Source organism: Citrobacter cronae, assembly GCF_016893685.1.
GTDB classification, from domain to species: Bacteria; Pseudomonadota; Gammaproteobacteria; order Enterobacterales; family Enterobacteriaceae; genus Citrobacter; species Citrobacter werkmanii.
In genome coordinates, this window is sequence record NZ_CP069763.1 from 835,801 (window position 1) to 853,036 (window position 17,236).

The 17,236-nt window shown below is 51.0% G+C and carries 17 protein-coding genes, 2 tRNA genes and 2 rRNA genes; 6 read left to right on the plus strand and 15 right to left on the minus strand.

Annotated elements, in window-relative coordinates; all coding sequences use genetic code 11:
• Window positions 1–32: 32 nt before the first annotated feature.
• From JSN25_RS03600 to JSN25_RS03615, 4 genes are all read right to left on the minus strand, one after another.
• Window positions 33–2,937 (minus strand): 23S ribosomal RNA (locus JSN25_RS03600).
• Window positions 2,938–3,135: 198 nt separating this feature from the next.
• Window positions 3,136–3,211, minus strand: a tRNA-Ala gene (locus tag JSN25_RS03605).
• 39 nt (window positions 3,212–3,250) lie between these two features.
• Window positions 3,251–3,327, minus strand: a tRNA-Ile gene (locus tag JSN25_RS03610).
• A 71-nt stretch (window positions 3,328–3,398) separates the two neighbouring features.
• Window positions 3,399–4,938: ribosomal RNA gene (locus JSN25_RS03615) — 16S ribosomal RNA — on the minus strand.
• The 16S and 23S rRNA genes sit together here with 2 tRNA genes alongside, the layout of an rRNA operon.
• Before the next feature lie 469 nt (window positions 4,939–5,407).
• Between JSN25_RS03615 and JSN25_RS03620 the strand changes: the two genes are divergently transcribed.
• On the plus strand, window positions 5,408–5,962 hold the full coding sequence (locus tag JSN25_RS03620) for a gamma carbonic anhydrase family protein (protein WP_137351506.1): 555 nt from the start codon (window positions 5,408–5,410) through the stop codon (window positions 5,960–5,962).
• Here the strand turns inward: JSN25_RS03620 and JSN25_RS03625 are convergent.
• From JSN25_RS03625 to dprA, 6 genes are read right to left on the minus strand one after another with little or no spacing between them, the layout of a single operon-like run.
• The gene (locus JSN25_RS03625) at window positions 5,938–6,195 is read right to left on the minus strand and encodes a DUF1488 family protein (protein ID WP_038634625.1); all 258 of its coding nucleotides are present in this window, start codon (window positions 6,193–6,195) and stop codon (window positions 5,938–5,940) included. The genes JSN25_RS03620 and JSN25_RS03625 overlap by 25 nt on opposite strands.
• Entirely contained in the window at window positions 6,192–7,013 is an 822-nt protein-coding gene (gene aroE, locus JSN25_RS03630; RefSeq protein ID WP_137351505.1) for a shikimate dehydrogenase, read from the minus strand. The genes JSN25_RS03625 and aroE overlap by 4 nt, the downstream gene beginning before the upstream one ends.
• A 1-nt stretch (window position 7,014) precedes the next feature.
• On the minus strand, window positions 7,015–7,587 hold the full coding sequence (gene tsaC / locus JSN25_RS03635; RefSeq protein ID WP_137351504.1) for an L-threonylcarbamoyladenylate synthase type 1 TsaC: 573 nt from the start codon (window positions 7,585–7,587) through the stop codon (window positions 7,015–7,017).
• Between the two features lie 4 nt (window positions 7,588–7,591).
• Window positions 7,592–8,134 (minus strand): DNA topoisomerase family protein, encoded by a 543-nt coding sequence (locus JSN25_RS03640; protein WP_069325294.1) that lies wholly within the window; start codon window positions 8,132–8,134, stop codon window positions 7,592–7,594.
• 26 nt (window positions 8,135–8,160) lie between these two features.
• Window positions 8,161–8,634 (minus strand): DUF494 family protein Smg, encoded by a 474-nt coding sequence (smg, locus tag JSN25_RS03645; protein ID WP_038634635.1) that lies wholly within the window; start codon window positions 8,632–8,634, stop codon window positions 8,161–8,163.
• Window positions 8,606–9,730, minus strand: coding sequence for a DNA-protecting protein DprA (gene dprA / locus JSN25_RS03650; RefSeq protein WP_160955918.1), 1,125 nt, complete (start codon window positions 9,728–9,730; stop codon window positions 8,606–8,608). The genes smg and dprA overlap by 29 nt, the downstream gene beginning before the upstream one ends.
• A 129-nt stretch (window positions 9,731–9,859) precedes the next feature.
• Here dprA and def point away from each other — a divergent pair, with 129 nt between their 5' ends.
• The 5 genes from def to mscL all read left to right on the plus strand — a co-directional run bounded on the left by def (window position 9,860) and on the right by mscL (window position 14,625).
• Entirely contained in the window at window positions 9,860–10,369 is a 510-nt protein-coding gene (gene def / locus JSN25_RS03655) for a peptide deformylase (protein WP_038634641.1), read from the plus strand.
• A 14-nt stretch (window positions 10,370–10,383) separates the two neighbouring features.
• Complete coding sequence (gene fmt / locus JSN25_RS03660) at window positions 10,384–11,331, plus strand: methionyl-tRNA formyltransferase (RefSeq protein ID WP_204525447.1); 948 nt, start codon at window positions 10,384–10,386, stop codon at window positions 11,329–11,331.
• A gap of 51 nt (window positions 11,332–11,382) precedes the next feature.
• Window positions 11,383–12,672, plus strand: a complete 1,290-nt coding sequence (rsmB, locus tag JSN25_RS03665) for a 16S rRNA (cytosine(967)-C(5))-methyltransferase RsmB (protein ID WP_204525448.1) — start codon at window positions 11,383–11,385, stop codon at window positions 12,670–12,672.
• 21 nt (window positions 12,673–12,693) lie between these two features.
• Window positions 12,694–14,070 carry a Trk system potassium transporter TrkA gene (gene trkA, locus JSN25_RS03670; protein ID WP_006687350.1) on the plus strand — a complete coding sequence of 459 codons (1,377 nt, stop codon included), beginning with the start codon at window positions 12,694–12,696 and terminating at the stop codon, window positions 14,068–14,070.
• 141 nt (window positions 14,071–14,211) lie between these two features.
• Window positions 14,212–14,625, plus strand: a complete 414-nt coding sequence (gene mscL, locus JSN25_RS03675) for a large-conductance mechanosensitive channel protein MscL (protein ID WP_003031152.1) — start codon at window positions 14,212–14,214, stop codon at window positions 14,623–14,625.
• On the opposite strand, the gene JSN25_RS03680 is transcribed toward mscL, so the two are convergent.
• The 5 genes from JSN25_RS03680 to JSN25_RS03700 all read right to left on the minus strand — a co-directional run bounded on the left by JSN25_RS03680 (window position 14,622) and on the right by JSN25_RS03700 (window position 17,225).
• A complete protein-coding gene (locus tag JSN25_RS03680) occupies window positions 14,622–14,840 on the minus strand; it encodes an alternative ribosome-rescue factor A (protein ID WP_137351502.1) in 219 nt (72 codons plus the stop codon). The two genes, mscL and JSN25_RS03680, sit on opposite strands and share 4 nt — an antisense overlap.
• Before the next feature lie 59 nt (window positions 14,841–14,899).
• Complete coding sequence (zntR, locus tag JSN25_RS03685) at window positions 14,900–15,325, minus strand: Zn(2+)-responsive transcriptional regulator (RefSeq protein WP_038634659.1); 426 nt, start codon at window positions 15,323–15,325, stop codon at window positions 14,900–14,902.
• 10 nt (window positions 15,326–15,335) lie between these two features.
• Window positions 15,336–15,704 carry a DnaJ family domain-containing protein gene (locus tag JSN25_RS03690; RefSeq protein ID WP_038634662.1) on the minus strand — a complete coding sequence of 123 codons (369 nt, stop codon included), beginning with the start codon at window positions 15,702–15,704 and terminating at the stop codon, window positions 15,336–15,338.
• A gap of 107 nt (window positions 15,705–15,811) precedes the next feature.
• Window positions 15,812–16,195, minus strand: a complete 384-nt coding sequence (gene rplQ / locus JSN25_RS03695) for a 50S ribosomal protein L17 (RefSeq protein ID WP_001216370.1) — start codon at window positions 16,193–16,195, stop codon at window positions 15,812–15,814.
• Window positions 16,196–16,235: 40 nt separating this feature from the next.
• A complete protein-coding gene (locus JSN25_RS03700; protein WP_003031139.1) occupies window positions 16,236–17,225 on the minus strand; it encodes a DNA-directed RNA polymerase subunit alpha in 990 nt (329 codons plus the stop codon).
• Window positions 17,226–17,236 lie beyond the last annotated feature (11 nt).

The window sequence follows — 17,236 nt, forward strand, 5'->3', positions numbered from 1 at the left end:
TCTCAAATCCGCCAAAACACCTTCGGCGTTGTAAGGTTAAGCCTCACGGTTCATTAGTATCGGTTAGCTCAATGTATCGCTACACTTACACACCCGACCTATCAACGTCGTCGTCTTCAACGTTCCTTCAGGAGACTCTAAGTCTCAGGGAGAACTCATCTCGGGGCAAGTTTCGTGCTTAGATGCTTTCAGCACTTATCTCTTCCGCATTTAGCTACCGGGCAGTGCCATTGGCATGACAACCCGAACACCAGTGATGCGTCCACTCCGGTCCTCTCGTACTAGGAGCAGCCCCCCTCAATTCTCCAGCGCCCACGGCAGATAGGGACCGAACTGTCTCACGACGTTCTAAACCCAGCTCGCGTACCACTTTAAATGGCGAACAGCCATACCCTTGGGACCTACTTCAGCCCCAGGATGTGATGAGCCGACATCGAGGTGCCAAACACCGCCGTCGATATGAACTCTTGGGCGGTATCAGCCTGTTATCCCCGGAGTACCTTTTATCCGTTGAGCGATGGCCCTTCCATTCAGAACCACCGGATCACTAAGACCTGCTTTCGCACCTGCTCGAGCCGTCACTCTCGCAGTCAAGCTAGCTTATGCCTTTGCACTAACCTCCTGATGTCCGACCAGGATTAGCTAACCTTCGTGCTCCTCCGTTACTCTTTGGGAGGAGACCGCCCCAGTCAAACTACCCACCAGACACTGTCCGCAACCCGGATTACGGGCCCACGTTAGAACACCAGCCATTAAAGGGTGGTATTTCAAGGACGGCTCCATGCAGACTGGCGTCCACACTTCAAAGCCTCCCACCTATCCTACACATCAAGGACCAGTGTTCAGTGTCAAGCTATAGTAAAGGTTCACGGGGTCTTTCCGTCTTGCCGCGGGTACACTGCATCTTCACAGCGAGTTCAATTTCACTGAGTCTCGGGTGGAGACAGCCTGGCCATCATTACGCCATTCGTGCAGGTCGGAACTTACCCGACAAGGAATTTCGCTACCTTAGGACCGTTATAGTTACGGCCGCCGTTTACCGGGGCTTCGATCAAGAGCTTCTCCTTACGGATAACCCCATCAATTAACCTTCCGGCACCGGGCAGGCGTCACACCGTATACGTCCACTTTCGTGTTTGCACAGTGCTGTGTTTTTAATAAACAGTTGCAGCCAGCTGGTATCTTCGACTGATTTCAGCTCCATGAGTAAATCACTTCACCTACATATCAGCGTGCCTTCTCCCGAAGTTACGGCACCATTTTGCCTAGTTCCTTCACCCGAGTTCTCTCAAGCGCCTTGGTATTCTCTACCTGACCACCTGTGTCGGTTTGGGGTACGATTTCGTGTTACCTGATGCTTAGAGGCTTTTCCTGGAAGCAGGGCATTTGTCACTTCAGCACCGTAGTGCCTCGTCATCACGCCTCAGTGTTAAAGTGAACCGGATTTACCTGGAACCTACGCCTACATGCTTAAACCGGGACAACCGTCGCCCGGCCAACATAGCCTTCTCCGTCCCCCCTTCGCAGTAACACCAAGTACAGGAATATTAACCTGTTTCCCATCGACTACGCCTTTCGGCCTCGCCTTAGGGGTCGACTCACCCTGCCCCGATTAACGTTGGACAGGAACCCTTGGTCTTCCGGCGTGCGGGTTTTTCACCCGCATTATCGTTACTTATGTCAGCATTCGCACTTCTGATACCTCCAGCAGCCCTCACAGGCCACCTTCAACGGCTTACAGAACGCTCCCCTACCCAACAACACATAGTGTCGCTGCCGCAGCTTCGGTGCATGGTTTAGCCCCGTTACATCTTCCGCGCAGGCCGACTCGACCAGTGAGCTATTACGCTTTCTTTAAATGATGGCTGCTTCTAAGCCAACATCCTGGCTGTCTGTGCCTTCCCACATCGTTTCCCACTTAACCATGACTTTGGGACCTTAGCTGGCGGTCTGGGTTGTTTCCCTCTTCACGACGGACGTTAGCACCCGCCGTGTGTCTCCCGTGATAACATTCTTCGGTATTCGCAGTTTGCATCGGGTTGGTAAGTCGGGATGACCCCCTAGCCGAAACAGTGCTCTACCCCCGAAGATGAGTTCACGAGGCGCTACCTAAATAGCTTTCGGGGAGAACCAGCTATCTCCCGGTTTGATTGGCCTTTCACCCCCAGCCACAAGTCATCCGCTAATTTTTCAACATTAGTCGGTTCGGTCCTCCAGTTAGTGTTACCCAACCTTCAACCTGCCCATGGCTAGATCACCGGGTTTCGGGTCTATACCCTGCAACTTAACGCCCAGTTAAGACTCGGTTTCCCTTCGGCTCCCCTATACGGTTAACCTTGCTACAGAATATAAGTCGCTGACCCATTATACAAAAGGTACGCAGTCACACCCGAAGGTGCTCCCACTGCTTGTACGTACACGGTTTCAGGTTCTTTTTCACTCCCCTCGCCGGGGTTCTTTTCGCCTTTCCCTCACGGTACTGGTTCACTATCGGTCAGTCAGGAGTATTTAGCCTTGGAGGATGGTCCCCCCATATTCAGACAGGATACCACGTGTCCCGCCCTACTCTTCGAGTTCACAACCTGTGCATTTTTGTGTACGGGACTATCACCCTGTACCGTCGGACTTTCCAGACCGTTCCACTAACACACATGCTGATTCAGACTCTGGGCTGCTCCCCGTTCGCTCGCCGCTACTGGGGGAATCTCGGTTGATTTCTTTTCCTCGGGGTACTTAGATGTTTCAGTTCCCCCGGTTCGCTTCGTTAACCTATGTATTCAGTTAACGATAGTGTGACGAATCACACTGGGTTTCCCCATTCGGAAATCGCCGGTTATAACGGTTCATATCACCTTACCGGCGCTTATCGCAGATTAGCACGTCCTTCATCGCCTCTGACTGCCAGGGCATCCACCGTGTACGCTTAGTCGCTTAACCTCACAACCCGAAGATGTTTCACTTCTGATTGCGAAAATTTGAGAGACTCGAACACACCTTTTATCTGTTCTTATTACGGAGAACAGACACAGTGTGTCGTTTCAATTTTCAGCTTGATCCAGATTTTTAAAGAGCAAAACTTCGCAGTGAACCTTTTCAGGTACACTCTGAAGTTTTCTTGGGTTGTTGCAGTGAAGATGGTGGAGCTATGCGGGATCGAACCGCAGACCTCCTGCGTGCAAAGCAGGCGCTCTCCCAGCTGAGCTATAGCCCCATCGTAGTTAAAACCTCTTCAAATTCACCAGGATGAATTTGGTAGGCCTGAGTGGACTTGAACCACCGACCTCACCCTTATCAGGGGTGCGCTCTAACCACCTGAGCTACAAGCCTGCAGAGATTTTCTTACTGCTAATTTTCATCAGACAATCTGTGTGAGCACTACAAAGGTCGGTTCTTTAAGGTAAGGAGGTGATCCAACCGCAGGTTCCCCTACGGTTACCTTGTTACGACTTCACCCCAGTCATGAATCACAAAGTGGTAAGCGCCCTCCCGAAGGTTAAGCTACCTACTTCTTTTGCAACCCACTCCCATGGTGTGACGGGCGGTGTGTACAAGGCCCGGGAACGTATTCACCGTGGCATTCTGATCCACGATTACTAGCGATTCCGACTTCATGGAGTCGAGTTGCAGACTCCAATCCGGACTACGACATACTTTATGAGGTCCGCTTGCTCTCGCGAGGTCGCTTCTCTTTGTATATGCCATTGTAGCACGTGTGTAGCCCTACTCGTAAGGGCCATGATGACTTGACGTCATCCCCACCTTCCTCCAGTTTATCACTGGCAGTCTCCTTTGAGTTCCCGACCGAATCGCTGGCAACAAAGGATAAGGGTTGCGCTCGTTGCGGGACTTAACCCAACATTTCACAACACGAGCTGACGACAGCCATGCAGCACCTGTCTCAGAGTTCCCGAAGGCACCAAAGCATCTCTGCTAAGTTCTCTGGATGTCAAGAGTAGGTAAGGTTCTTCGCGTTGCATCGAATTAAACCACATGCTCCACCGCTTGTGCGGGCCCCCGTCAATTCATTTGAGTTTTAACCTTGCGGCCGTACTCCCCAGGCGGTCGACTTAACGCGTTAGCTCCGGAAGCCACGCCTCAAGGGCACAACCTCCAAGTCGACATCGTTTACGGCGTGGACTACCAGGGTATCTAATCCTGTTTGCTCCCCACGCTTTCGCACCTGAGCGTCAGTCTTTGTCCAGGGGGCCGCCTTCGCCACCGGTATTCCTCCAGATCTCTACGCATTTCACCGCTACACCTGGAATTCTACCCCCCTCTACAAGACTCTAGCCTGCCAGTTTCGGATGCAGTTCCCAGGTTGAGCCCGGGGATTTCACATCCGACTTGACAGACCGCCTGCGTGCGCTTTACGCCCAGTAATTCCGATTAACGCTTGCACCCTCCGTATTACCGCGGCTGCTGGCACGGAGTTAGCCGGTGCTTCTTCTGCGAGTAACGTCAATCACTAAGGTTATTAACCTTAATGCCTTCCTCCTCGCTGAAAGTACTTTACAACCCGAAGGCCTTCTTCATACACGCGGCATGGCTGCATCAGGCTTGCGCCCATTGTGCAATATTCCCCACTGCTGCCTCCCGTAGGAGTCTGGACCGTGTCTCAGTTCCAGTGTGGCTGGTCATCCTCTCAGACCAGCTAGGGATCGTCGCCTAGGTGAGCCGTTACCCCACCTACTAGCTAATCCCATCTGGGCACATCCGATGGCAAGAGGCCCGAAGGTCCCCCTCTTTGGTCTTGCGACATTATGCGGTATTAGCTACCGTTTCCAGTAGTTATCCCCCTCCATCGGGCAGTTTCCCAGACATTACTCACCCGTCCGCCACTCGTCACCCGAGAGCAAGCTCTCTGTGCTACCGTTCGACTTGCATGTGTTAGGCCTGCCGCCAGCGTTCAATCTGAGCCATGATCAAACTCTTCAATTTAAGTTTGATGCTCGTGAATTAAACTTCGTAATGAATTACGTGTTCACTCAGAGACTTGGTATTCATTTTTCGTCTTGCGACGTTAAGAATCCGTATCCTCGAGTGCCCACACAGATTGTCTGATAAATTGTTAAAGAGCAGTTGCGACGCGCTTTGGCGCTCTGTCGCGAGGTGGCGTATATTACGCTTTCCTCTTTCAGAGTCAACCCTCATTTTCAGGTTTTTCTCTTCAACCGACCGGGCTGTTTGCGTGAAGTGATTCACATCCGCCGTGTCGATGGAGGCGCATTATAGGGATCCCATTTTTTAGCACAAGTGTTTTTTGGATCTTTTTTGCTGAATGCTTGTTTTTCACCCCTTTCGCTATATTCCTGCGCAATTTGGCTGATTTTTGATAGATAAATCACTTGCACAGTCTCGATAATCCAACCAAAGTCTTCATTACCGCTCTATTTTCGCTGAGGTAAACATGTCTGATGTACTGCGCCCTTATAAGGATCTTTTCCCACAGATCGGAAAACGCGTGATGATCGACACCAGTAGTGTCGTCATTGGCGATGCTCGTTTGGCTGATGATGTCGGAATTTGGCCACTGGTCGCGATCCGTGGCGACGTGAACTACGTGCAAATCGGTGCGCGTACAAACATTCAGGACGGCAGCGTTCTACATGTCACACATAAATCTACATCCAATCCGCAGGGTAATCCGCTGATCGTAGGTGAAGATGTCACAGTTGGTCATAAAGTCATGCTGCACGGTTGTACCATTGGTAACCGCGTATTAGTCGGCATGGGATCGATTCTGTTGGACGGTGTCGTTGTTGAAGACGACGTTATGATTGGGGCGGGAAGCCTGGTTCCGCAAAACAAACGCCTGCAGAGTGGATATCTGTACCTGGGAAGCCCGGTTAAGCAGATTCGTCCATTAAGCGATGAAGAGAAAGCAGGCTTGCAATACTCAGCTAACAACTATGTTAAGTGGAAAGATGAGTATTTAAGTCAGAGTAACCACACCCAACCCTGAGCGTCTTCCTGCTGGTCCTGGATCAATGCTTCGGCCTCTTCTTCCAGGTCCCAGCGATGTAATCGAAAGGTTTCCAGCCACTGTTCAGGCGTGTCGCCGCCAAAGCGGGACGCCAACATCTTTCCCGATATGGCACATGTTAACTGCATACCATGAACCATTGCAGGGAAAACAATGGCATTTACATCCGTCCGCCATTCTTCTCGATCGGGAAACTGGATCGCCTGATTCATGCCGACAATTCCTGTCGCATGCTTTTAATGACCGGCTCAATCTGGGGTAAAACACCATGCCAGAGTAAAACAGCATGTGCAGCTTGCCCCACCAGCATCCCCAGACCATCGGCATACTGTTTCGCCCCATGCTTTTCACACCAGGAAAGGAACGGCGTATTCCCTTTCTGATAAAACATGTCGTAGCAGTAGACGGAGGGATGGATAAGAGATGCAGGAATAGACGGGACCTCACCGCTAATACCGCTGGACGTCGCGTTAATAATCAGATCAAAGCTGTGATTATCAAGTTCGTCCATTCCCACCGCCTGCACGCTACCGGTATGAGAGAAGAGCTGTGCCAATTCTTCAGCGCGGTAGGCCGTACGATTAACAATGGTTACCGCACAATCCATAGAAAGAAGAGGTAGCAATACCCCACGGGATGCACCACCCGCACCAATCAGCAGAATTCGCGATCCGGGACGAATGAAAGATAAACGCTCAAGATCGCTTAATAAACCGATACCATCCGTGTTATCTCCCAGCAAACGTCCATCCTCCAGCCGTTTAAGGGTGTTAACTGCTCCAGCTAGCGATGCCCGCTCTGTTAATTCATCGGCACGCGCAAACGCCTCTTCTTTAAAAGGAACGGTGACATTTGCCCCCTTACCACCCTCAGCAAAAAAGGCGTTCAGCGAATTCACAAAGTCATTGATCGGCGCCAGTACACGTCCATAGGAGTAATCAATCTTCAGTTGCTCTGCAAATTGCTGATGGATAAAAGGCGATTTACTGTGCGCTATCGGATTACCAAAAACAGCATAGGCTTCTTTCATATTACCCCTGTCGAAACTGTTCACCCGTCAGTGCATCACGGATCTCCGAAGGATTCAATCGCCCTCCGGTCTCTCCTTCAACAACGGGAAAGTCTGTACCGAACTGCGCGCGGACTTCCTCTACCGTTCGGCAAGGCGGTAAGCCACTCAAATTAGCACTGGTGGAAACTATAGGTTTGCCATAAGCCTGGCACAGTGCAACCACCAGCGGATGATCGGTGACACGCACGGCCAGCGAATCAAAACGACCGGTCAACCAACGAGGTGTAGTCGCAAGCGCCGGGAAAACAAAGGTGACGGGACCAGGCCAGCGAGCGAAGATAGCCTCACGTTGAGTATCAGTAAGCGAGCTATCGTCAATATAGGGCTTAAGTTGCTCAAAGTTGGCCGCAATCAAAATTAAGCCTTTCTCGACCGGACGTTGTTTTAATTCCAACAAACGACTTACTGCCGTTTCGCTGTCGGGATCGCAGCCGACACCAAATACAGCTTCTGTTGGATAGGCGATGACTTTCTCTTGGTTCAGTACCTCTATTGCAGCAGCGATAGGGCCTGTGGGCAGGTTATTATTCACTTTTTTATTCCGCCGAAATCGGCTTTCCACATTGTTTACTGGCACAGAAATGCTTCACACCCTGCGCGGTTTTCTTTTCGATGAGTAGCGGATAATGACACTCTGGACATTCTCCAGCTAATGGTTTGAAGTTAATAACAAACTGGCACTCCGGATAGCGATCGCAGGAGTAAAAAGTTTTGCCATAACGGGAACGCCGCTGGACCAGGTGACCGGTCTGGCATTGAGGACAGACTATTGCTGTTTCATCAGGCTTGTCGATAAGCTCGGTGTGCTCGCATGCAGGATAGTCACTGCATCCGATAAACATACCGAATCGCCCCTGTCGCAATACCAACTCAGCGCCACATGCAGGGCAAAACTTACCCTCCAGAACTTTGACAATATGCCCGTCTGCAGATGATTTCAGCGGACGGATATAATCGCATTCTGGATAGTGTGAACAACCGAGAAACGGACCGTGTTTCCCGGAGCGAATAACCAGTTCAGCCCCGCATTGTGGGCAGGGCTCGTTTTTACGCACCGTAAACAGTGCTGATTTAGCCATAACAACTCATACTGAATGAAGATTGATTAATGCAGCATACCTTCATTCACTTCAAAGAGTAATTCTTCCATTTGCTGATAGGCATTTTCACAACCTGGAATGTTGAATAGCACCATCAGGATCACCCACTTCAGGTCTTCCAGATCAAACTCTGCCGTATCCAGCGCGAGTACGCGCTCAATTACCATTTCTCGCGTTTCGAGGTTTAGCACCTGAATCTGCTCCAGGAATAGCAAGAATCCGCGACAACTCGCATCCAGCCGTTCACATTCTTCTGCAGTATAAATACGCAGAGAAAGAGGATCAGATGCTAGCTGCATAGGTTCGGCAAGGCCATCCTGATAATCAGCAAGCTTTTCCAGCCACAGTAACGCGTTGTAGATGTCTTCACGATCAAAACCAGCGTCGGTAAGATCCCGTTCCAGTTTGTCCTGATCCACTCGCAGCTCAGCTTCGTTATGGATATATGTCTCAAACAAATACATTAGTACGTCGAACATGGCATGCCCTCCTCAATCGGACATAGCCGCCGGGTACAGCTGCGATCCATCCTGCTAACTCCAGTTCGAGTAGTTGAGCCACTACCTCTGGCACAGGTTGGCCGGCACGTTCAGCGACGACGTCAACAGGTGTTACCTCATCTCCTACGTTAGCCAGGAGCTCAGGAAATGGCAATGCCACCTCTTCGTGATCTGGCGAATAAATTGATTTTTCAGGTTCATCTGGCAACCATTGCAGCCCATATTGCAAATTTTCCAGAATTTCCTCTGGTGCGGTCACAAGCGTGGCTCCCTGCTGAATAAGCCAATGTGGGCCTTCACTTCCCGGACTCCCAATCGGCCCAGGCAAAGCAAAAACCTCCCGCCCCTGCTCCAGCGCACAGCGTGCCGTGACCAATGAACCGCTACGTTGCGCGGCCTCAACGACCAGGACACCTTTACTTAGACCACTGATAATGCGATTTCGTCGGGGAAAATTGCGCGGCAGCGGGAGCGTATCTAATGGGAACTCAGACACCAATGCGCCTCCGGAATCGATCAGACGTTCGGCGAGACGGACATGCTGTCGTGGATGAATGGTCTCAAGCCCATTTCCCAGCACCGCAATACTCGTGCCTTGTCGGTTTATCGCCGCATGATGCGCCACGCCATCAATCCCTCGGGCCAGCCCACTGGTTATCGTCACCCCAAACGCGGCAAGCTTTTCGCAAAATAATCGCCCCCAACGTTCGCCATACCATGAATGCTGGCGACTACCGACGACGGCCACCTGAAATGAATGCAGGCATGCGGGAGTACCGGCAACGAAAAGTACCCCAGGATAATCTTCAATCGCGCGCAGCTGGGACGGATAATGCTCGCTGTCGGCAACCACTAAATGGTGATTAGGCTGCTCCAACCAACGCAGCGTTTTTTCCAGTAACTGTTCTGAAAAGGTTAGAAAGCGCTTGGCCTGGCGGGAAGATAATCCTGCGTGCTGGAGTATCGTGTTGTTAATACAGGGTTGGGCATTGAGCCAGTGGGCAAGGCGCACCATCTCATCACCATACAGTTCATTCACTTGCGCTAAACGTAGCCAAATTTCAATTTGGGTCATCCCTGCTCCCCTGCCACAAGCAGTCCTGGCAATCTTTGCGATTGGTCACTGATGCTGTCAATCAGAGGGGGTTTTGTCTAGAATAGAGGTAATAATCTTTTCAACTCCTGAACACAACTCTGGATAACTATGTCAGTTTTGCAAGTGTTACATATTCCGGACGAGCGCCTTCGCAAAGTCGCAAAACCGGTTGAAGAAGTGAATGCAGAAATTCAGCGTATCGTTGATGATATGTTCGAAACGATGTACGCAGAAGAGGGGATCGGTCTGGCGGCAACACAGGTCGACATCCATCAGCGCATCATTGTTATTGATGTCTCTGAAAATCGCGACGAGCAGTTGGTTTTAATCAACCCGGAGCTGCTGGAGAAAGATGGCGAAACCGGCATTGAAGAAGGTTGCCTGTCTATCCCCGAACAGCGTGCGTTAGTCCCACGCGCTGAGAAAGTAAAAATTCGTGCGCTCAATCGCGACGGTAAATCTTTTGAACTGGAAGCCGATGGCCTGCTCGCTATCTGCATTCAACATGAAATGGATCACCTGGTCGGTAAACTGTTTATCGATTATCTGTCTCCGTTGAAGCAACAACGTATTCGTCAGAAAGTTGAAAAACTCGACCGCCTGAACGCCCGAGCTTAAGGACAAGAATCAACGTGTCAGACTCACTACGTATTATTTTTGCGGGTACACCTGACTTTGCAGCGCGTCACCTTGACGCGCTGTTGTCTTCTGGACATAACGTCGTTGGCGTGTTTACCCAACCGGACCGCCCTGCGGGACGCGGTAAAAAGCTGATGCCCAGCCCGGTAAAAGTGTTGGCAGAAGAAAAAGGGATACCGGTTTTCCAGCCCGTCTCTCTTCGCCCTCAGGAAAACCAACAGTTGGTTGCTGATTTACACGCAGACGTGATGGTGGTAGTGGCATATGGACTGATTCTGCCAAAAGCCGTGCTGGAAATGCCGCGCCTGGGTTGTATCAACGTTCACGGTTCCCTGCTTCCACGCTGGCGTGGCGCAGCACCGATTCAACGTTCACTGTGGGCTGGCGATAGCGAAACGGGCGTTACCATCATGCAAATGGATGTTGGTCTCGACACCGGTGATATGTTGCTTAAGCTCTCCTGCCCGATTACGGCAGAAGATACCAGCGGTTCTTTATACGACAAGCTGGCGGACCTGGGGCCTCAGGGGCTGATTGAAACGCTAAAACAGTTGGCTGCTGGCACGATAAAACCCGTTGTACAAGATGAATCACTGGTTACGCATGCAGAGAAACTCAGTAAAGAAGAGGCCCGTATCGACTGGTCACTTTCGGCCGCCCAGTTGGAGCGCTGCATCCGCGCCTTTAACCCGTGGCCAATGAGCTATATCGTCATCGACGAGCAACCAGTAAAAATTTGGCAGGCGACGGTGATCGATATGCCCGCTAACGCTGAACCAGGCACAATTCTGGAAGCGACCCGTCAGGGTATCCAGGTTGCAACAGGCGACGGCATCCTGAATCTCGTCTCTTTGCAGCCTGCAGGCAAAAAAGCCATGAGTGCGCAGGATCTGCTTAATTCGCGCCGGGAGTGGTTTGTACCCGGAAACCGTCTGGCCTGACGGTTCATCTCTTTAAGCCCGGTGTGACCGGGCATTTTTATTTTTGCACTTATGAAAAAACATCTTAATTTACGCAGTATGGCGGCCCAGGCCGTCGAGCAGGTTGTCGAAAAGGGGCAATCATTAAGCAACGTGCTGCCCGCCATGCAGCAAAAAGTTGCCGATAAAGATAAAGCGTTGTTGCAAGAGCTTTGCTTCGGCGTATTGCGCACACTCTCGCAACTGGAGTGGATGATCCAGCAACTGATGGAACGTCCGATGACGGGCAAACAGCGTACCGTTCACTACCTGATCATGGTGGGCTTCTACCAACTGCTGCATACCCGTATCCCACCCCATGCTGCGCTGGCCGAAACCGTAGAAGGCGCGGTGGTGATTAAGCGTCCGCAGTTGAAAGGGCTGATTAATGGTGTATTACGCCAGTTCCAGCGCCGTCAGGAAGAACTACTGACCGAGTTCGCACAAAGCGATCTACGTTTCTTACACCCCTCCTGGCTGGTAAAACGTATTAAAGCCGCTTATCCACAGCAATGGGAAGCCATCCTTGAGGCTAATAACCAACGCCCGCCAATGTGGCTCCGTGTCAATCGCAACCACCATACGCGCGACGCCTGGCTGGAACTACTCGCCGAAGCAGGATTGACCGGTTTCCCTCATCCGGATTACCCGGATGCGGTCCGTCTGGAAACACCAGCCCCCGTGCTCGCCATGCCAGGTTTTGAGCAAGGTTGGGTCACCGTTCAGGATGCCTCTGCCCAGGGTTGCGTCAGCTATCTGCAGCCACAAAACGGAGAACAGATCCTTGATTTATGTTGCGCTCCCGGCGGCAAGACCACCCATATTCTGGAGGTTGCGCCAGATGCGAACGTGATGGCAGTCGATGTCGACGATAAACGCCTGTCTCGCGTGTATGACAACCTGAAACGCCTGGGTATGAAAGCAACCGTGAAGCAGGGTGATGGTCGCTATCCGCAGCAGTGGTGCGGTGAGCAACAGTTTGACCGTATTTTGCTGGACGCTCCATGTTCCGCCACTGGTGTGATCCGTCGCCATCCGGATATCAAATGGCTGCGTCGCGATCGTGATATTGCCGAACTCGCTCAGTTGCAGGCCGAGATCCTCAACGCGACCTGGACACACCTTAAGCCGGGCGGCACGCTGGTCTATGCAACCTGTTCTATTCTGCCAGAAGAAAACCAACAGCAGATCGCCGCGTTCCTTGCACGCACACCGGATGCGGTGTTAAGCGAAACCGGTACGCCAGAGCAGCCGGGACGTCAGAATTTACCGGGTGCAGAAGATGGCGATGGCTTCTTTTACGCTAAGCTAATCAAAAAGTGATGAGATAACGGGTCGCGACTGATGAAAATTATCATTCTTGGCGCAGGGCAAGTTGGCGGTACGCTGGCTGAAAACCTGGTCGGAGAGAACAACGATATCACGGTAGTCGATACCAATGGTGAGCGCCTGCGCAGCTTGCAGGACAAGTTTGATCTCCGCGTCGTGCAAGGACATGGTTCACATCCCCGTGTATTGCGTGAAGCTGGTGCCGATGATGCCGATATGCTGGTTGCCGTAACCAGCTCAGATGAAACAAATATGGTTGCCTGCCAGGTAGCTTATTCCCTGTTTAATACGCCTAACCGTATCGCCCGTATTCGTTCACCGGATTACGTTCGCGATGCAGACAAGCTATTTCAATCCGATGCCGTCCCTATCGATCATCTGATTGCGCCTGAGCAACTGGTTATCGATAGCATTTATCGCCTGATTGAATATCCGGGCGCATTGCAGGTCGTGAATTTTGCCGAGGGCAAAGTCAGTCTGGCGGTCGTGAAAGCTTATTACGGCGGACCGCTAATCGGTAATGCGTTGTCGACAATGCGCGATCACATGCCGCATATCGATACCCGCGTTGCGGCGATATTCCGTCATGACAGGCCAATTCGCCCGCAGGGTTCTACCATCGTTGAAGCGGGTGATGAAGTCTTCTTTATCGCGGCATCACAGCACATTCGCGCCGTCATGAGCGAGCTACAGCGTCTGGAAAAGCCGTACAAACGCATTATGTTAGTCGGTGGCGGTAATATCGGTGCAGGGCTCGCGCGGCGTCTGGAAAAAGATTACAGCGTCAAACTGATCGAGCGTAATCAGCAGCGCGCATCGGAGCTTGCAGAGAAACTGCAAAATACGATCGTCTTTTTTGGCGATGCTTCGGATCAAGAGCTTCTGGCGGAAGAACACATCGATCAGGTTGATCTGTTCATCGCGGTGACCAATGACGATGAAGCTAACATCATGTCGGCGATGCTGGCTAAACGAATGGGCGCCAAGAAAGTGATGGTGCTGATCCAACGCAGAGCGTACGTCGATCTGGTGCAGGGCAGCGTGATCGATATTGCGATTTCACCGCAGCAGGCGACCATCTCCGCACTCCTGAGCCATGTTCGTAAAGCTGATATTGTTGGTGTTTCATCACTACGCCGCGGCGTAGCGGAAGCCATTGAAGCCGTCGCACACGGTGATGAGACAACATCACGGGTAGTAGGTCGCTCGATTGATGAAATTAAACTTCCGCCCGGCACCATTATTGGCGCTGTTGTACGGGGTAATGATGTGATGATTGCCAATGACAACCTGCGTATTGAACAAGGCGATCACGTTATTATGTTCCTGACAGATAAAAAGTTTATTACCGACGTCGAGCGCTTATTCCAGCCAAGCCCCTTCTTCCTGTAATAATTTAGGCGCTAATATAGCGCCTTTTTTATTTCCCTTTATTTATCAGGGCCTAATAATTTTTCCTTTCCGCAATACATAAATGGAAATTGCCTAAACATTTGTTAAACTTATAAACGTCAGCTGCATAGGGAGAATAAAATGAGCATTATTAAAGAGTTTCGCGAATTCGCGATGCGCGGGAATGTTGTCGATTTGGCAGTGGGTGTCATTATTGGTGCGGCATTCGGTAAGATCGTTTCATCACTGGTTGCCGATATCATCATGCCGCCACTGGGGTTGCTAATTGGTGGGATTGATTTTAAACAGTTTGCATTAACGTTACGTGATGCGCAGGGAGACATCCCGGCGGTGGTCATGCATTACGGCGTATTCATTCAGAATGTCTTCGATTTCATTATTGTTGCGTTTGCTATCTTTATGGCAATCAAACTGATCAATAAATTGAATCGTAAAAAAGCTGAAGAGCCAGCGGCACCCCCAGCACCATCTAAAGAAGAAGTATTACTAAGTGAAATTCGTGACCTGCTGAAAGAACAGAATAATCGCTCTTAAGCGTTCACTGAAACAAAAAGGCCAGTGGTAAAAAAGTGCTTCACTTTCTTGCCACTGGCCTCCCAGTTTCCCCGATTGCCATGTTTACCTTTACGTAGATAACTTCCTTTCCCTTTCTTATTTTTCTCAACGCGCTGCCTGAACAGTGGATCATGCAGAAGCGCCTCAATGGCGTTGTCCTTTATCTGTCCTTTGGTATGCTGATAATGGCTCATACTCTCTCCAGTTTGTGGGGTAATTTACGCCAGGAGTGTAGACCTGACCGTGCAAAAAATCAACGGTCTGATAGTGTTCCGCTGGCGCCTTGTTCAAGTGCTTCAAGAATAGAACAGTACACACTGCTGTGTGCTTTACCACAGCACGCATCATTTAATCGCTGTAACGATCGTTGCATCGCCTGAAGCTCCGCTATGCGCGCTTCGACCTCTTGTAATCTTTCCTGAACGATCCCTTTTGATTCCTGGCAGGTATGGTGCTCTGGATCTATGCGGATCGAAAGCAGTTCGCGAATCGACTCCAGTGTAAAACCAAGCTGACGGGCATAACGAATAAACTTAAGACGCTGAAGATCACTTTCCGTGTAGAGGCGAAACCCGCCTTCGGTACGTACTTCATGTTCCATCATCTGCTGCTTTTCATAGTAACGGATAGTATCCGGCGTCACGTCAGCCAGCTTCGCTAATTCACCAATTCGGTACATGCTCTCTCCGCTATTTGTCGTTGATCTTCTGTAGCAGCTTATCTGCGTATTCACCGTGTAAAAACTCGGTGCTAAGCCCAGCCTGTCGAAGTTTTAGCTCCAGTAGCGACAACCGTCGACTGACTTCCTGATAACTGGGATCATCTTTGCGGATCCCCGCGAGTATTTCAAGCAGTTGGATCGCCTCTCTGCGCTGCTCAAGCTCAGGTGGAAGGCAGCCTGCATTTTTTAATAAACGGTATCCGGCCCGGAGTTCAGGCGGAATATGGGAATCATCGTCAAGAGTAAGCGGTTCGCCTGTACCAGGTAAATCATCAAACTCGCCTTTAGACTGTGCAGCAATAATATGGCGCTCCGCCCACTGGTCCAGTAACCACATATGACGCTCCAGGGGATGAACAAAAAGAGTACAGATATTGTAGATAAGTGGGGATATGGCGGATATAAAAAAACCCGCCGAGGCGGGTTTTTTTACGTTACTACAGATTACTCTGCAGCAGCTTCTGTTTTCTCTGAACGATCAACCAGCTCGATGTATGCCATCGGCGCGTTGTCGCCTGCACGGAAACCACACTTCAGAATGCGAGTGTAACCACCGGCGCGGCTCGCGAAACGCGGGCCCAGTTCGTTAAACAGTTTTGCCACGATCTCGTTATCACGAGTACGGGCGAATGCCAGACGACGATTAGCTACGCTATCAGTCTTGGCAAGAGTAATCAGCGGCTCAACTACGCGACGCAGCTCTTTCGCTTTCGGCAGAGTCGTCTTGATGATTTCATGACGAACCAGTGAACCTGCCATATTGCGGAACATAGCCTGGCGATGGCTGCTGTTGCGGTTCAGTTGACGACCACTCTTACGATGGCGCATGACCTTATCCTTCTCAGTAAAACCTTAACCTGTGATCCGGTTACTCGTCAGCGATGCTTGCCGGTGGCCAGTTTTCCAGGCGCATGCCCAGAGACAGTCCACGGGAAGCCAGCACGTCTTTAATCTCAGTAAGAGATTTTTTACCAAGGTTAGGCGTCTTAAGAAGCTCAACCTCAGTACGCTGTACCAGATCACCGATATAGTGGATAGCTTCTGCTTTGAGGCAGTTAGCAGAGCGGACAGTCAATTCCAGATCGTCAACAGGGCGCAGCAGGATCGGATCGAATTCTGGTTTCTCTTCTTTAACTTCCGGCTGACGTACATCACGTAAGTCAACAAAAGCTTCCAGTTGTTCAGCCAGAATGGTTGCCGCACGACGAATCGCCTCTTCAGGATCGATTGTGCCGTTGGTTTCCATTTCGATGACCAGCTTGTCCAGGTCGGTACGCTGTTCTACACGCGCTGCTTCAACATTGTAGGCAATACGCTCTACAGGGCTGTAGCATGCGTCGACCAGCAGACGGCCGATTGGGCGCTCATCTTCTTCCGAATGAATTCGGGTAGAAGCCGGCACATAACCACGACCGCGCTGAACTTTGATGCGCATACTAATAGATGCGTTCTCATCGGTCAGGTGGCAGATCACGTGCTGTGGCTTGACGATTTCGACATCACCATCATGGGTAATGTCGGCTGCAGTCACAGGGCCAATGCCAGATTTATTCAAGGTAAGAATAACGTCATCTTTACCCTGAACTCTCACCGCCAGCCCTTTCAGGTTGAGCAGGATTTCCAGGATATCTTCCTGAACGCCTTCTTTGGTGCTGTACTCATGTAGTACACCATCAATCTCAACCTCGGTCACCGCGCAACCCGGCATCGATGAGAGCAGAATACGGCGCAGTGCGTTACCCAAAGTATGGCCAAAGCCACGCTCTAAAGGCTCAAGGGTCACCTTGGCGTGCGTCGAACTCACTTGCTCGATATCTACCAGGCGCGGTTTTAGAAACTCTGTCACAGAACCCTGCATTGTGTCCTCTC

Bases quoted from the DNA above. Each gene is read 5' to 3' on its own strand.
- zntR (WP_038634659.1), bottom strand. From the start codon at position 15,325: ATGTACCGAATTGGTGAATTAGCGAAGCTGGCTGACGTGACGCCGGAT.
- JSN25_RS03680 (WP_137351502.1), bottom strand. From the start codon at position 14,840: ATGAGCCATTATCAGCATACCAAAGGACAGATAAAGGACAACGCCATT.
- aroE (WP_137351505.1), bottom strand. From the start codon at position 7,013: ATGAAAGAAGCCTATGCTGTTTTTGGTAATCCGATAGCGCACAGTAAA.
- rplQ (WP_001216370.1), bottom strand. From the start codon at position 16,195: ATGCGCCATCGTAAGAGTGGTCGTCAACTGAACCGCAACAGCAGCCAT.
- trkA (WP_006687350.1), top strand. From the start codon at position 12,694: ATGAAAATTATCATTCTTGGCGCAGGGCAAGTTGGCGGTACGCTGGCT.
- JSN25_RS03700 (WP_003031139.1), bottom strand. From the start codon at position 17,225: ATGCAGGGTTCTGTGACAGAGTTTCTAAAACCGCGCCTGGTAGATATC.
- JSN25_RS03640 (WP_069325294.1), bottom strand. From the start codon at position 8,134: ATGGCTAAATCAGCACTGTTTACGGTGCGTAAAAACGAGCCCTGCCCA.
- JSN25_RS03620 (WP_137351506.1), top strand. From the start codon at position 5,408: ATGTCTGATGTACTGCGCCCTTATAAGGATCTTTTCCCACAGATCGGA.
- dprA (WP_160955918.1), bottom strand. From the start codon at position 9,730: ATGACCCAAATTGAAATTTGGCTACGTTTAGCGCAAGTGAATGAACTG.
- mscL (WP_003031152.1), top strand. From the start codon at position 14,212: ATGAGCATTATTAAAGAGTTTCGCGAATTCGCGATGCGCGGGAATGTT.
- JSN25_RS03625 (WP_038634625.1), bottom strand. From the start codon at position 6,195: ATGAATCAGGCGATCCAGTTTCCCGATCGAGAAGAATGGCGGACGGAT.
- smg (WP_038634635.1), bottom strand. From the start codon at position 8,634: ATGTTCGACGTACTAATGTATTTGTTTGAGACATATATCCATAACGAA.
- JSN25_RS03690 (WP_038634662.1), bottom strand. From the start codon at position 15,704: ATGTGGTTACTGGACCAGTGGGCGGAGCGCCATATTATTGCTGCACAG.
- rsmB (WP_204525448.1), top strand. From the start codon at position 11,383: ATGAAAAAACATCTTAATTTACGCAGTATGGCGGCCCAGGCCGTCGAG.
- def (WP_038634641.1), top strand. From the start codon at position 9,860: ATGTCAGTTTTGCAAGTGTTACATATTCCGGACGAGCGCCTTCGCAAA.